We start from the raw sequence: 13,583 nt of genomic DNA, 5'->3' as shown, positions 1-13,583 counted from the left end.
TCGGCTGACGGGAGTCAGGCGCCTCTGCCGGCGCCCGAGGCAGCGATGCTTCGCAGTGCCGCGCACAGACGCTCGACATCGTCGGCGCTGTGCAGCGCGGAGAGTGAGACACGCAGCCGCGCCGAGCCCTGCGGCACCGTGGGGGGGCGGATGGCGGGGACCCAGATGCCCTGCGCCTCCAGCGCGGCCATCACCTCCAGCGCCAGCGCGCTCTCGCCGAGCAGCAGCGGCCGGATCGGCGTGTCGCTGTGCGGTGACTGCCACGGCAGCGCGACCAGGCCTGAACGCAGGCGCTCACCCAGTCTGACGAGCTGTTCGCGCCGCCAGCCTTCCGACTCGATCACCCGCAGGCTCGCGCGCAAGGCCTCGGCCACCATCGCCGGCGCGCCGGTCGCGAACATGTACGTGCGCGACTTCTGCATGAGCCACTCGATCACCGGCTCCGGCCCGGCCACGAAGGCACCCGCCACGCCGGCCGCCTTGCCGAGGGTGGCCATGTAGATCAGCCGCTCCGGCATCGCGCCGGCGCGCAAGCCCCAGTGCGAGAGGCTGCCGCGCCCGCCTTCGCCCAGCACGCCGAAGCCGTGCGCGTCGTCGATCAGCAGCCAGGCGTCGAAGCGCTCGCACAGCTCGAGCAGTTCCGGCAGCGAAGCCAGGTCGCCGTCCATGCTGAAAACAGCATCGGTGACGACGAGCCGGCGCCGTGCGCTGCGCGTGGCGATCAGCGCCTCCTCCAACGCCGCCATGTCCTTGTGCGGAAAGACCTGCACCTCGGCGCGCGACAACCGCGCGCCGTCGATCAGGCAAGCGTGGTTCAGCGCATCCGAGAGCAGCGCGTCGCCGCGTTCGACCAGCGCGGGAATGATCCCCGTGTTGGCGGCATAGCCGGCATAGAAGTACAAGGCGCGCGGCAGGCCGACGAAGCGCGCGAGCTCGTCTTCGAGCGCCGCATGCGCCGGGCTGTGGCCGCAGACCAGCGGCGAGGCGGTCGCGCCGACGCCGTAGCGCGCTGCCGCAGCCTGTGCAGCTTCGATCAGCGCGGGATGCTGCGCCAGGCCGAGATAGTCGTTGCTCGCGAAAGCCAGGCGCGGCAGGCCATCGGCGAGCAGCATGGCGCCATCTTGGGGCGCCACCACGCGACGGCGGCGACGCAGCCCGCTCGCATCGAGCGCCTGCAGCGCGGTGACGAAGGTTTCGGTCGGCGTAGCCATCGGCTCAATCGGGCAGTTGCAGCAGCCGCAAGCCGCGGGTCTCGGCCCCGGGCTGCCAGGGCCAGTCGGCCAGCAGCGGCGCGCCGAGTTGCTCGCGCAGGTAAGCGAGGTTCGCCTCCTGCTCGGCCATCGTCGGATCGATGCGGTTGGCGATCCAGCCGGCGAGCCGCAAGCCGCGGGCCTGGATCGCGTCGCGCGTGAGCAGCGCATGGTTGAGGCAGCCCAGGCGCAGGCCGACGACCAGGATCACCGGCAGGCCGAGCGCAGCCGCCAGGTCGGCGCCCGTCTCGTTCGGCGACAGCGGCACGAGAAAGCCGCCCGCGCCCTCGACCACGACCGCGTCGGCCTGCGAGGCGAGTTCGCCGTAAGCGCGGACGATCGCCTTGATTTCAATGGAGCGGCCAGCGCGCGCCGCGGCAATGTGCGGCGACAGCGGCTCGGCGAGCAGCACCGGGTTGTCCAACGTTGCCGGCACTGCCACGTTGCTGGCCGCACGCAACGCGAGCACGTCCTCGTTGTGGCCCTGCGTGTCGGTGCCTGCGGCGACCGGTTTCATGCCGATGCAGCGCGGGTGAGCCGCACGCAGCGCATGCAGCAGCGCGCAACTCGCCAGCGTCTTGCCGACGCCGGTGTCGGTTCCTGTGACGAACCAGCCGCGGCTCACGTCAGTGGCCCCACCGCACTTCGCAGGTCCCGCGAGGCATGAAATGCTCTCTGAACAACGCGGCCAGAACTCCCTCTCCCGCGTGCGAGAGAGGGTTGGGGTAAGGGGCGGTGCAGCGCGCCATACCCTCATCCCCCGCCTTCTCCCGCGAGCGGGAGAAGGGGCCAACACGCTGCAACGATCGTTCCGGAAAGTCCAGTTTCATCTTCGCGGCCCCACCGCGCTTTGCACGACCTGCGCTGGGCGAAACGCGCCAGCTCGTACACGGCCGGCGGACGATGATCGGATGGATCAATGCTCCGATGGAGGAGTCAGCGCGAGCAAAGCCGGATTCGGATGCCCGGCTTTGCGGCCAGCACGGTGCTCTTTCAGCGTGCCGCAAAAGACCGGCCCAGCCGGGAGCGGGGTCGCCGACGCAGTGAGTAGGACTTTGCCGAACGAAGTCGGCGACCCCGCTTCCGGCTGCGAGGCGCAACGACCGCGACGACCAGCAGCTCGGCGCCGCGCTCATGACCCGCACACCGCATGGAGCGCGCGCAGCGCACCGCCAGCCAACTGCTCCAGCGCCGCGTTGTCGAGCACGTAGGGCGGCATGAAATAGAGCGTGTTGCCGATCGGCCGCAGCAGCAGGCCCTGTTCGCGCGCCTCCAGGTGGTAGGCGCCGGAGAAACCGTCGATGCCGGCGTCGTCGATGTCCCAGGCCCAGAGCATGCCGAGCTGGCGGGCGTCGCGCACGCGAGGGTGCGCGCTCAGGGGTTCGCACAGTTCATTCAGGCGAGCCGCCGTCACGCGGTTGCGCTCGAACACCGGCTCGCCGTCGATCCCTTCCTCGAACAGGTCGAGCACAGCCAGTGCCGCACGGCAGGCCAGCGGGTTGCCAGTGTAGGAATGCGAATGCAGGAAGCCGCGCGCCACGCGGTCGTCGTAGAAGGCCTCGAACACCGCGTCGGTGCACAGCACGACCGACAGCGGCAGCGTTCCTCCGGTCAGGCCTTTTGACAGGCACAGGAAGTCGGGCCGCCAGGGCGCCTCGGCGCTTGCGGCCTGCTGGTGGGCGAACAAGGTGCCGGTGCGACCGAAGCCGACTGCGATCTCGTCGCAGATCAGGTGCACTTCGAAGCGACTGCAGAGCGCCCGCGCCAGGCGCAGGTACTCCGCGTCGTGCATCGCGAAGCCGGCGGCGCATTGCACCAGCGGCTCGAGGATGAGCGCGGCGGTGCGCTCGTGGTGCTGCGCCAGATAGTCGCCAAGCGCGGCGGCAGCGCGACGCGCGCAGGCCGCTGCGTCCTCGCCCGGCGCGGCCTGCCGCGCATCGGGCGAAGGCAGCGCCGCGCTCAGCCGCACAAGCGGTGCATACGCTTCGCGGAACAGCGCGATGTCGGTCACGGAAAGCGCCCCGACCGTCTCGCCGTGATAGCCGCCCACCAATCCGACGAACTCGCACTTCTGCGGCCGGCCGGCGTTGCGCCAGTAGTGCGCGCTCATCTTCAGCGCAATTTCGGTGGCCGAAGCACCGTCGCTGGCGTAGAAGGCGTGGCCCAGGCCGGTCAGCTCGCCCAGCCGCTCGGAGAGCGCGACCACCGGCTCGTGCGTCAGGCCGGCGAGCATCACGTGGTCGAGCGTCGCAAATTGATCGGCGAGTGCGGCACGAATGTGCGGGTGGCCGTGGCCGAACAGGTTGACCCACCAGGAACTCACCGCGTCCAGATAGCGCCGCCCGCCGGTGTCGACAAGCCACGGCCCTTCGGCGCTCGCAATGGCCAGCAGCGGCTCGCGCTCGTGGCGCTTCATTTGCGTGCAGGGATGCCAAACAGCGCGGCGGCTGCGCTCGGCCAGGCTCGGCGCACCCGGCGTTGCGGAATCACTCACCGCCGTTGCCACCGTTTGCGCCGTCGCTTCCGTGGCCGTCATCGTGGTGGCCCGATGCACCCCCGGCGCTGCCGGCCCTGGCTCCGTCGCCACGGCGACCGGGCCCCCGGTACACGCAGCGGTCGCCGCTGCTCTGCCGCGCCACGCTCACGCTGGCAACAGCCGGCACCTGCGCCGCAACGCGCTTGTAGATGAACACGCACAGGTTCTCGAGCGTCGGCATGCCGAGCCCGGGAACCTCGTCGAGAAAGTGGTGGTCGAGCTGCTCGCGCACGGCGGCGATGGCGGCGCGAAGCACCGCCAGATCGACCACCATGCCGGTCGCCCGATCGGCCTTGCCGCTGACGCAGACCTCGGCCGTGTAGGTATGGCCATGCACGCGCCGGCTGCCGTCGGCCTCGTTGCGCTCGACCTCGCGGCGCAGCGTGTGGGCCGACTCGAAATAAAAGGACTGGCTGAGTTCGAACATGTCGTGAGTGTCCCGGGTTCGGTTCAGCCGGCGCTGGGCCGCCCGCCGCCAGAGGCGGCAGGCGTTCGTGCCGTCCAAGCCGACGCAGGTCGGCCTGGAGCCGCGGCACTCGGTTCCCGAGCCGGCTGAGCGCCCCTCGGGGGCCGTGAACGCAGTGAGCTGGGGGTCGTCATTTCAGCGGATGCCGATGACCTTGTGAGTCTGCAAGCTCAACTGCCAGCGCGGATGCGCCAGGCACCAGCGCACTGCCCATTCAGTGTTCGCAGCGAGTTCCGGGCCGTCCATGGGCTGCACGCGGCGGTGCGCGAAGTCCAGCGATTCCAGCGCGGCCAGGTCGATCCCTTCCTGCGGCACCACTACCTTGAGCTCCTGCCCCGAGCGCTGCAGCAGCGGCGCACCGGCCTTGGGGCTGATGCACAGCCAATCGATGCCGTGCGGCGCCACCTGCGTGCCGTTGCTCTCGACCGCGACTTCGAATCCCTGCTCGTGCAGCGCGGCCAGCAGCGCCTCATCCACCTGCAACAGCGGCTCGCCCCCCGTCAGCACGACAAACCGTTGTTCGCGGCCGGCCTGTGCCGGCCAATGCGCCGCAACCTGCGCCACCAACTCCGCGGCGCCGGCGAACTTGCCGCCGCCGCTGCCGTCGGTGCCCACGAACTCGGTATCGCAGAAACGGCAGACCGCACTCGCCCGATCTTCCTCACGCCCGCTCCACAGGTTGCAGCCCGCGAAGCGGCAGAACACCGCCGGGCGCCCGGCGTGGTGGCCCTCGCCCTGGAGTGTGTAGAACACTTCCTTGACGCTGTAGGTCATCGGGGCACCTGCGGCGCGCGCAGCGGCTTGCAGGCCGCTGCCGCTCGGTGGGCTCGCCGCATACGGCTCGAAAGCCCCGCCTCGCCCCTACGCGCTGCGCGCGGTCCCGCCGAGCGGGAGCATGAGCCCTTGGGGCTGAGTGCCGCGGCTCCAAGTCCGCCTGCGCGGACTTGGACGGCACGAAGGCCAGCCGACTCTGGCGGCTGGCGGCCCGGCGCGCTCATGAGGCAACTCCCGCGCTTCGAGCTGCCGTAATCGCCTTGGAGAAGAACTGTCGACTCATCGCGGCGCACTCTCTCAACGCCGCGCCCAGCCGGCCCAGCCGAGCGCCGCGGCGCAGGCCACCACCATCGCGGCGTAGGTCGCCATGGCGCCGTCGCGCCCGGTCAGCAGCAAGCCGCCGACGAGCGCCAGCAGCGCCGCGGCACTCGCCCAACCGCCCAGCCGCAGCAGCGGCACGGGCTTGAGCGCCCGCCGCCAAACCAGCTTCGCCAGCCCGGCGGCGACGAAGCCCAGCATCAGCGCGGGCAGCACGAAGTTCATGAGGTGGATCAGGGCGAGGGAGGCAGTCATGGCGGCGGGCGGGCCGGCGAAGCGGGCCGGGCGCGGGGTGGTGCGCGAAGCTCGGGGCCGCTGTCGGCAGCGCAATGCCTGGAGAAGACCCGCATTTTATAATCGCGGCATGTCGGTGTTTGCGCTGGGCCTGAACCATACGACCGCGCCGCTCGATCTGCGCGGTCGTTTTGCGTTCACGCTCGAACAGATCGCACCGACCCTGCAGGGCCTGCGTGAACGGCTGGTCCCTTTCGGCCGCTCGCCGGCCGCCGAGGCGGCCATCATTTCCACCTGCAACCGCACCGAGCTCTACTGCGCCGCCGAACCGCACCTGATGCGCCCGGCGCTCGAATGGCTGGCCGGCGTGGGCGGCATCGGCGCCGATGCACTCACTCACCATGCCTACGTGCTGCAGGGCAGCGAGGCGGCGCGCCATGCCTTTCGCGTGGCCAGCGGCCTGGATTCAATGGTGCTTGGCGAGCCGCAGATCCTCGGGCAGATGAAGCAGGCGGTGCGCGAGGCCGACGCCTGCGGCATGCTCGGCAGCACCCTGCACCAGTTGTTCCAGCGCAGCTTCGCCGTGGCCAAGGAGGTGCGCACCTCCACCGAGATCGGCGCGCATTCAATCAGCATGGCCGCCGCCTCAGTGCGGCTGGCGTCGCAGCTCTTCGAGGACCTGCGCGAAACCCAGGTGCTGTTCGTCGGCGCCGGCGAGATGATCGAGCTGGCCGCCACCCACTTCGCCGCGCGCTCGCCGGCCAAGATCGCGGTGGCCAACCGCACGCTGGAGCGCGGCGAGAAACTGGCGATGCGCTTCGGCGCCGAGGCGATGCGTCTGAGCGATCTCCCGGCGCGGCTGCACGAGTTCGACGTCATCATGTCGTGCACCGCCAGCTCGCTGCCGCTGATCGGCCTGGGCGCGGTCGAGCGAGCGCTCAAGGCGCGCCGGCGCCGGCCGATGTTTATGGTCGATCTCGCCGTGCCGCGTGACATCGAGCCCGAAGTTGCGCAGCTGGGCGACGTCTACCTCTACACCGTGGACGACCTCTCGGAGATCGTGCAGGGCGCCGGCGAGAAGCGCCAGGCCGCAGTGGCGCAGGCCGAAGTCATCATCGAGACCGGCGTGCAGAGCTTCGTGCACTGGCTCGATCAGCGCGGCACCGTGCCGCTGATCCGCGCGCTGCAGGCGCAAACCGACGACTGGCGCAGCACCGAGATCGCCCGCGCTCACAAACTGCTCGCCCGCGGCGAAAACGTCGACGCGGTACTCGACGCGCTGGCCCGCGGCCTGACGCAAAAGATGCTGCACGGCACGCTGACCGAGCTGGGCAGCGCCGCACCGGCGCAGCGCGAGCAACTGAGCGAGACCGTCTCGCGCCTGTTCCTGCGCGGGCCCGAGCCCCGCGGCGCCGCCTTCCCGCTCGACGAGAACGGCGAAGCGCTCTAGCGTCGCAACCGCACGGCCGCGTTCCTTGCGGCTGCGTTCCTCTCGCGGCGGCACACTTCTTTGCCCGTCTTCCTCCTCATGAAACCCGCCCTGCGCCAGCAACTCGACCGCTACACCCACCGGCTGGCCGAACTCGACTCGCTGCTGGCCGACCCTTCGGTGATGCGCGACGCCGCGGGCTTTCGTGCGCTCAGCCGCGAACATCAGGAGGTCGCCGGCATCGTGGAGCGCCGCGAGCGGCATGCGCAGCGTGAGCGCGATCTGTTTGCCGCAAACGAGATGGCCGCCGACCCGGAGATGGCCGAGATGGCCGCCGAGGAAATCGCCTCTGCTCGAGACGAACTTCAGCGCCTGGAGGCCGAACTGCAGCGCCTGCTGCTGCCGCGCGATCCCGACGACGCGCGCAACGCGTTCCTGGAAATCCGCGCCGGCACCGGTGGCGACGAGTCGGCCCTGTTCGCCGGCGACCTGCTGCGCATGTACAGCCGCCACGCCGAGCGCCAGGGCTGGAAGCTCGAGCTCGTCAGCGCCAGCGAGAGCGATCTGGGCGGCTACAAGGAGGCGGTGCTGCGCATCGAGGGCCCGGCGGCGAGCGCGGGCTCGCTGGAGCTCGGCGTGTTCGGCTGGCTGCGCTTCGAATCCGGCGGCCACCGCGTGCAGCGCGTGCCGGCCACCGAGACGCAGGGCCGCATCCACACCAGCGCCTGCACCGTGGCCGTGCTGGCCGAGCCGGACGAAACGCAGGAGGTCACGCTGAACCCGGCCGAGCTGCGCATCGACACCTACCGCGCCAGCGGCGCCGGCGGCCAGCACGTCAACAAGACCGACTCGGCCGTGCGCATCACGCACCTGCCCACCGGCCTGGTCGCCGAATGCCAGGACGACCGCTCGCAGCACCGCAACAAGGCCAAGGCGATGGCCGTGCTGGCGGCGCGCCTGCGCGACCGGGAGCGGATCGAACGCGAGGCCCGTGAAGCGGCCACGCGCAAGGGCCTGGTCGGCAGCGGCGACCGCAGCGACCGCATCCGCACCTACAACTTTCCGCAGGGCCGGCTGACCGACCATCGCATCAATCTCACGCTGTATCAGCTCGGCGCCATCCTCGACGGGGACCTCTCTGCGGTGCTGCGGGCGCTCGTTGCGGCGCGCGAGGCCGAGCAGCTGGCCGAGCTGGAGATCGGCGACCGGTGAGCACCGGCCCGTCCGGCCTGCACACCGTGGCCGCCGCGTTGCGCACGGCACGCGGGCACGGCGTCGATCGGCTCGATGCGCAGGCGCTGCTGAGCGCCGTGCTCCGGCAGCCGCGCGCGTGGCTGCTCGCGCACGACGAGGCGGCGCTCGACGGCGAGGCACAGACGCGCTTGCAGGCACTGCTGGAACGGCGCGCGCAGGGCGAGCCCCTCGCCTACCTGCTCGGCGAGAAGGAGTTCTTCGGACTGCCGCTGGCCGTGACGCCCGACGTGCTGGTGCCGCGGCCCGATACCGAGACGCTGGTGGAATGGGCGCTCGAACTGCTGCCGGCAAACGGCCGAGCGCGAGTGGCCGACCTCGGCACCGGCAGCGGCGCCATCGCGCTGGCGCTGGCGCGGCATCGGCCGCTCGCGCGGATCACGGCGGTCGATGCCAGCGCGCCGGCATTGGCGGTTGCGCGGGGCAATGGCGAGCGGCTCGGCCTGGCGGTCGAGTGGCTGGAGAGCGACTGGTTCGAGGCGCTGGCAGAGCGCCGCTTCGAGTTGATCGTCGGCAATCCGCCTTATGTGGCGGAAGGCGACGTTCACCTGAAAGCGCTTCGGCATGAGCCGCCACAGGCGCTGACGGCGGGTGCGGATGGCCTGGCGGCGATCCGCCGGATCGTGGCCGAGGCGCCTGCGCGTCTGACGGCAGGCGGCTGGCTGCTGTTGGAGCACGGGTTCGAGCAGGCCGAGGGTGTGGCCGGGCTGCTTGCCAAAGCCGGCCTGCAGGAGATTGCGACACGCCGCGACCTGGGTGGCCGGCAGCGTTGCACGGGGGGCCGGGTTCAGTCTGGCCAGCTTTCCTGCCCGCGGTGATTTGCCGAGGTTCGGCGGGGCGGAGTCTTCAGGCAGTCTTGAAACGCTGATCAGACTCGCAGTTCCGGCTGGTCCTCACCCCACCCTCTCCCACAGGGAGAAGGAGCCAGTCAGAACCCCAGACTCGCCAGCAGGTCATCCACCTCGCCCTGGTTCTGCACCACGTCCGTGCGGCCCTGCGGGTCCACCACCGGCCCGTGGAGCAGCGTGGCCTCGACCTTTTGCGCCTGCTCCGGCGGCGCGGCCTGCAGCAGCAGCTTGACCAGGCTGTCTTCCAGGTCGCTGGCCAGGGCCACCACCTTGGCGACCACTTGGCCGGTCAGGTCGTGGAAGTCCTGCGCCATCATGATGTCGGTCAGGTGGCCATCGATGCGCGCCGTGGCGGCCTCGACGTCGCCCACGAAGTTCATCACCGCGCCCGAGGCCACCGCCTTGACCGGATCGGCCACGATGGCCGCGGCGATGCGGCGCGTCTCGGCGGCGATGTGGCTGTGCTCGGTCTTGGCATGGTCCACCGAGTTGAGCACCTTGTCGGCAGCCGCGCCGGTTTTCTCGGCGATGTAGTTCAGCCGGCTGCGCGCGTCGGGCAGGCCCTCGGCAGCGCTTTGCAGTTTGGGCATGACGCCGAGCTGCGACAAGGTGTCGTGCAGCTGACGAGTGATGTGCCCCAGCTGCTGGAACACCTCGGGCGAAGCAGCAGCGGCGCCGACGGCAGGAGCGGCGCAGGCGCTTGCGCTCGGGGCCGTCTTCACGGCCTCATCAATCAACAGCATGTCGATGTCCTTCAGGCCGTGGCCGCGAGTTTTTGCATGATCTTCTGCACCTTCTCTTCCAAGGTGGCCTTGGTGAAGGGCTTGACGATGTAGCCGGCGGCACCCGTCTGGGCGGCCAGCACGATGTCTTCCTTGCGCGCCTCGGCGGTGACCATCAGCACGGGGATGTGCTTGAGGCTGTCGTCGGACTTCACCGCCTTGAGCAGGTCGAAGCCGTTCATGTTGGGCATGTTGATGTCGCTGACCACGAAGTCGAACTTCGTGTTCTTGAGCATCTGCAACGCCACCGCGCCGTCTTCGGCTTCTTCGGCATTGTTGTAGCCGATCTCCTTGAGCAGGCCGCGCACGATGCGCCGCATGGTCGAGAAGTCGTCCACGATCAGGAATTTGAGGTCGGGTGTGCTCATGGTGCTGGGGTCCTCGCGAGGAAACGGGTGTCGCGGATGAGGCGGGGTCTACAAGGGTTATCGGGTGATGGCCGGCGCACTTGAGGCCGTCGCCGCCATCTCGACGGGCAGCGCGAGCAGCTCTGGCGGCAGCGTCGGCAAAGTCGGCAGCGTCGGCAGCTCGGGCGGTGCTGCATCGGCCTCGTTCGGAACGACGCCGTGCAAGCGGTCTTCGGCGTCGCGGTTCATCACGATGATGCTGATGCGCCGGTTGATCGGGTTGAGCGGCTGCTCGCGGTCGTATAGCAGGCTGGCGGCCAGGCCCTGCACGCGCAGCACTTGCGCATCGGCCAGGCCGCCGGCGAGCAGTTCGCGCCGCGAGGCATTGGCGCGGTCGCTCGAGAGCTCCCAGTTGCTGTAGCCGGCCACGCCCGAGCCGAACGGCGCGGCGTCGGTGTGGCCCTCCAGCGTGAGCTTGTTGGGCACCTCGGTCAGCACGCCGGCGATGGTGCGCAGCAACTCGCGCATGTAGGGCTGCACCACCGAGGAGCCGGTCGTGAACATCGGCCGGTTCTGCTCGTCGACGATCTGGATGCGCAGGCCGTCCTGCGTCATGTCGAGCCGCATCTGCGACCCGAAGGGGGCCAGCCTCTCGCTGCTGGCGATCAGGTCCTCGACACGAAGCTTGAGCGTCAGCAGCTGCTGCGCTTCTTCTTCCTTCTGCCGTGCCTTCAGGGCCCGCAGCGTGTAGTGCTTGCGCTGCGCTTCGACATCGCCCTTCTTGCGCTGGCCATCGCTCAGGGTAAGGTCCTCGCCGCCGCCGCGCAGCACGCTCGACGAATCGCCCGAGCCGGCGCCGCCGAGCATGGAGATCTTCACCGGGTTGTTGAAGTAGTCCTGGATGCCCTTGCGGTCGCCTTCGGTGGTCGAGCCCAGCAGCCACATGAGCAGGAAGAAGGCCATCATCGCCGTCACGAAGTCGGCGTAGGCGATCTTCCAGGCGCCGCCATGGTGAGCGTGGCCGCCCTTCTTGACGCGCTTGATGATGATTGGCTGCAGCTTTTTCGCGTCACCGGCCATGCTCGGCTCTCCTTCGCGGCAGTCGAATCGGGACGGCGATCACTTCTTGCCCTTCACGTGACTCTCCAGCTCGACGAACGTGGGCCGCTCCGTCGAGTACAGCGTCTTGCGGCCGAATTCCACCGCGATGGCGGGCGCGTAGCCCTGCATGCTGGCCAGGAGCGTGGTCTTGATGCACTGGAGCTCCTTGCTGCCCTCGTCGAGCTTTTGCTCGAGCAGGCCGGCGAGCGGCTCCACGATCGCGTAGGCGAGCAGGATGCCCAGGAAGGTGCCGACCAGCGCCGAGCCGATCATCCCGCCCAGCACCGCCGGCGGCTGGCCGACCGAGCCCATGGTGTTCACGACGCCCAGCACCGCCGCGACGATGCCGAAGGCCGGCAGGCCACCGGCCAGGCGCGTGAGCGCGGCAGCGGGCTGGTGCGCCTCGTGGTGGTGGGTCTCGATCTCGGTGTCCATCAGCGACTCGATCTCGTGCGGGTTGAGGTTGCCGGAGACCATCATGCGCAGGTAGTCGGTGATGAACTCGACCACGTGGTGGTCGCGGCCAACCGCGGCGTACTTCTTGAAGAGCGGCGAGTTGTTCGGGTCCTCGACATCCTTCTCGATGGCCATCAGGCCTTCCTTGCGGGCCTTTTGCAGGATGTCGTAGAGCAGCGCCATCAGCTCCATGTAGCGCGCCTTCGTGTACTTGGAGCTCTTGAGCAGCATGGGCATGGCTGCCAGGGTCGACTTGAGCACCTTGGGCTGGTTGCACACCACGAAGGCGCCGAGCGCACCGCCGGCGATGGCCATCATCTCGGTCGGCAAGGCGGCGGCGATCACGCCGACATTGCCGCCGTGAAGGACGTAGGCGCCGAAGATGCAACCCAGCGCGATCGCGTATCCGATGATGACGAACATGTGGGGGAGTTCCGTACTTCGTGGTGGCCGCCGTTCGAGGCCATGGCCCGAGCAGCATGAGCATTTATCGGCCGCCGCGCCGCCGGCTTGAGACGGCCCTGACGTCCCCGGCCCGCTTCGAGAACACGCGAAGCCGATAACAAGCCGACGCCGCGGGAAGGAAAAAGCGGGCTCCGGTCTCGCGACGGGAGCCCGCAATGCACCGCGGTGCACCCAGGAGACAACGAACAGAAAACGCTTGCGTTGGTATCGGCGCAGGCCGCCGACAAATCAGGCCGCGCCGTTGGAAGACCGGCGCCGCCGTGACGCTGTGCTCGGAACGCGTGAAGGACTCAATGCAGGTGCAGCGACCCCGCCGCTTTGCCCTTGCCGGCGCGTGCGGGCGGATTGCACAGGCCGCACACGAAGTGCTTGCCGATCTCGTGCGGATGGGTCACGAAGTGGCCGCCGCACTTGGAGCATTCCGTCATGGTGAGCATGCCGTTGTCGACGAATTTCACCAGCCGCCAGGCACGCGTCACCGACAGCAACGGCTCCAGCCCCTGCTCTTTAGTCTGCTCGAGGTACAGGCGGTAGGCCTTGATGACCGAGTCGATCTCGTCGAGCGCCGCCGCCTTGTTCAGGTACTCGTGGATGTTGAGAAAGAGGCTGGCGTGGATGTTGGGCTGCCAGGTCATGAACCAGTCGGTCGAGAACGGCAACTGACCCTTGCTCGGCGACTTGCCCGCCACTTCCTTGTACAGGCGCAGCAGGCGCTCGTAGCTCAGGTCGGTCTCCGACTCCAGCACCTGCAGGCGCGCGCCCAGGTTGATCAGCGTGACGGCACGTTCGATTTGCCGGGCTTCGGTGAGGATGCTCTTGTTGCGCATGCGTGTCTTTCAGCGGCGATGGTTCGTGACGAATTGCGCGGTTTGCGGATCAGGCGGCTTCGCGATGGCGCCCGGCCATCAGGATGTTGGCGTGCAGGCGGCTCACGCCGTCGTTGGCAGCCGACTTGCCGTGGTTGGTGAGCAGGCTCCAGACCAGCTCGTCGTCCACACGCATGCGGCACAGAAGCGTGTTGCCCGAGGCGATCTTCATCATCTGCGCGGGGCTGAGCAGGTCGATCAGCTCGGCCGTCTCTTCCGAGACGCCCAGGCGGAACAGCGCCTCTTCACGGTCGGCGCGGATGAGGCTTTGCGCCAGCATCAGATAGGACAGATTGGCTTCACGGATTTCCATCAGGATCTGTTCGGTGTTCATGGCGGCGTCCTCGGTTCGGTGTGTCTGGCGGAGATGTCTGGCGGGTGTTCGGGGTGTTGCTTTCGCGTTCACCGTGGAGAGAACTGTAGTGAGGCAGGCGCGCGGCCTGAATAGGGGCGGCGCTGT

The 13,583-nt window shown here is 69.1% G+C and carries 14 protein-coding genes and 1 pseudogene; 3 read left to right on the top strand and 12 right to left on the bottom strand.

From position 1 onward, the window contains the following. Positions 1-14 precede the first annotated feature (14 nt). From bioF to H0W40_RS05730, 6 genes and pseudogenes are all read right to left on the bottom strand, one after another. Entirely contained in the window at positions 15-1,211 is a 1,197-nt protein-coding gene (gene bioF / locus H0W40_RS05755; RefSeq protein WP_292444109.1) for an 8-amino-7-oxononanoate synthase, read from the bottom strand. A gap of 4 nt (positions 1,212-1,215) precedes the next feature. Further along, on the bottom strand, positions 1,216-1,875 hold the full coding sequence (bioD, locus tag H0W40_RS05750) for a dethiobiotin synthase (RefSeq protein ID WP_292444108.1): 660 nt from the start codon (positions 1,873-1,875) through the stop codon (positions 1,216-1,218). A gap of 507 nt (positions 1,876-2,382) precedes the next feature. Continuing rightward, a complete protein-coding gene (gene bioA, locus H0W40_RS05745; RefSeq protein ID WP_292444107.1) occupies positions 2,383-3,744 on the bottom strand; it encodes an adenosylmethionine--8-amino-7-oxononanoate transaminase in 1,362 nt (453 codons plus the stop codon). A gap of 106 nt (positions 3,745-3,850) precedes the next feature. After that, a pseudogene (locus H0W40_RS05740) lies at positions 3,851-4,213 on the bottom strand (6-pyruvoyl tetrahydropterin synthase family protein); the annotation flags it as partial. A gap of 174 nt (positions 4,214-4,387) precedes the next feature. Next, positions 4,388-5,026, bottom strand: coding sequence for a 7-carboxy-7-deazaguanine synthase (gene queE / locus H0W40_RS05735; protein WP_292444105.1), 639 nt, complete (start codon positions 5,024-5,026; stop codon positions 4,388-4,390). Between the two features lie 297 nt (positions 5,027-5,323). Beyond that, positions 5,324-5,599 carry a hypothetical protein gene (locus H0W40_RS05730; protein WP_292444103.1) on the bottom strand — a complete coding sequence of 92 codons (276 nt, stop codon included), beginning with the start codon at positions 5,597-5,599 and terminating at the stop codon, positions 5,324-5,326. A 109-nt stretch (positions 5,600-5,708) separates the two neighbouring features. Between H0W40_RS05730 and hemA the strand changes: the two genes are divergently transcribed. The 3 genes from hemA (at position 5,709) to prmC (ending at position 9,076) form a co-directional block, all read left to right on the top strand. After that, positions 5,709-7,028: a glutamyl-tRNA reductase gene (gene hemA, locus H0W40_RS05725; RefSeq protein WP_292444101.1), complete on the top strand. Its 1,320-nt coding sequence runs from the start codon at positions 5,709-5,711 to the stop codon at positions 7,026-7,028. Positions 7,029-7,106: 78 nt separating this feature from the next. Further along, positions 7,107-8,219, top strand: coding sequence for a peptide chain release factor 1 (gene prfA, locus H0W40_RS05720; protein WP_292444099.1), 1,113 nt, complete (start codon positions 7,107-7,109; stop codon positions 8,217-8,219). Beyond that, a complete protein-coding gene (gene prmC, locus H0W40_RS05715) occupies positions 8,216-9,076 on the top strand; it encodes a peptide chain release factor N(5)-glutamine methyltransferase (RefSeq protein WP_292444097.1) in 861 nt (286 codons plus the stop codon). Before prfA ends, prmC begins: the two co-directional genes overlap by 4 nt. 110 nt (positions 9,077-9,186) lie before the next feature. On the opposite strand, the gene H0W40_RS05710 is transcribed toward prmC, so the two are convergent. The 6 genes from H0W40_RS05710 to flhD all read right to left on the bottom strand — a co-directional run bounded on the left by H0W40_RS05710 (position 9,187) and on the right by flhD (position 13,457). Then, positions 9,187-9,849, bottom strand: a complete 663-nt coding sequence (locus tag H0W40_RS05710; RefSeq protein ID WP_292444095.1) for a protein phosphatase CheZ — start codon at positions 9,847-9,849, stop codon at positions 9,187-9,189. An 11-nt stretch (positions 9,850-9,860) separates the two neighbouring features. After that, positions 9,861-10,256: a chemotaxis response regulator CheY gene (cheY, locus tag H0W40_RS05705; RefSeq protein ID WP_292444094.1), complete on the bottom strand. Its 396-nt coding sequence runs from the start codon at positions 10,254-10,256 to the stop codon at positions 9,861-9,863. Between the two features lie 57 nt (positions 10,257-10,313). Beyond that, positions 10,314-11,315: a flagellar motor protein MotB gene (gene motB, locus H0W40_RS05700; RefSeq protein WP_292444091.1), complete on the bottom strand. Its 1,002-nt coding sequence runs from the start codon at positions 11,313-11,315 to the stop codon at positions 10,314-10,316. A 39-nt stretch (positions 11,316-11,354) separates the two neighbouring features. Further along, positions 11,355-12,215 carry a flagellar motor stator protein MotA gene (motA, locus tag H0W40_RS05695; RefSeq protein ID WP_292444089.1) on the bottom strand — a complete coding sequence of 287 codons (861 nt, stop codon included), beginning with the start codon at positions 12,213-12,215 and terminating at the stop codon, positions 11,355-11,357. A gap of 332 nt (positions 12,216-12,547) precedes the next feature. After that, the gene (flhC, locus tag H0W40_RS05690; protein ID WP_292444086.1) at positions 12,548-13,084 is read right to left on the bottom strand and encodes a flagellar transcriptional regulator FlhC; all 537 of its coding nucleotides are present in this window, start codon (positions 13,082-13,084) and stop codon (positions 12,548-12,550) included. Positions 13,085-13,133: 49 nt separating this feature from the next. Continuing rightward, positions 13,134-13,457, bottom strand: coding sequence for a flagellar transcriptional regulator FlhD (flhD, locus tag H0W40_RS05685; protein WP_292444083.1), 324 nt, complete (start codon positions 13,455-13,457; stop codon positions 13,134-13,136). Positions 13,458-13,583 lie beyond the last annotated feature (126 nt).

The organism is Methylibium sp., from assembly GCF_013817345.1.
GTDB lineage: Bacteria > Pseudomonadota > Gammaproteobacteria > Burkholderiales > Burkholderiaceae_C > Methylibium.
This window is presented reverse-complemented; position numbering and strand designations above follow the sequence as displayed.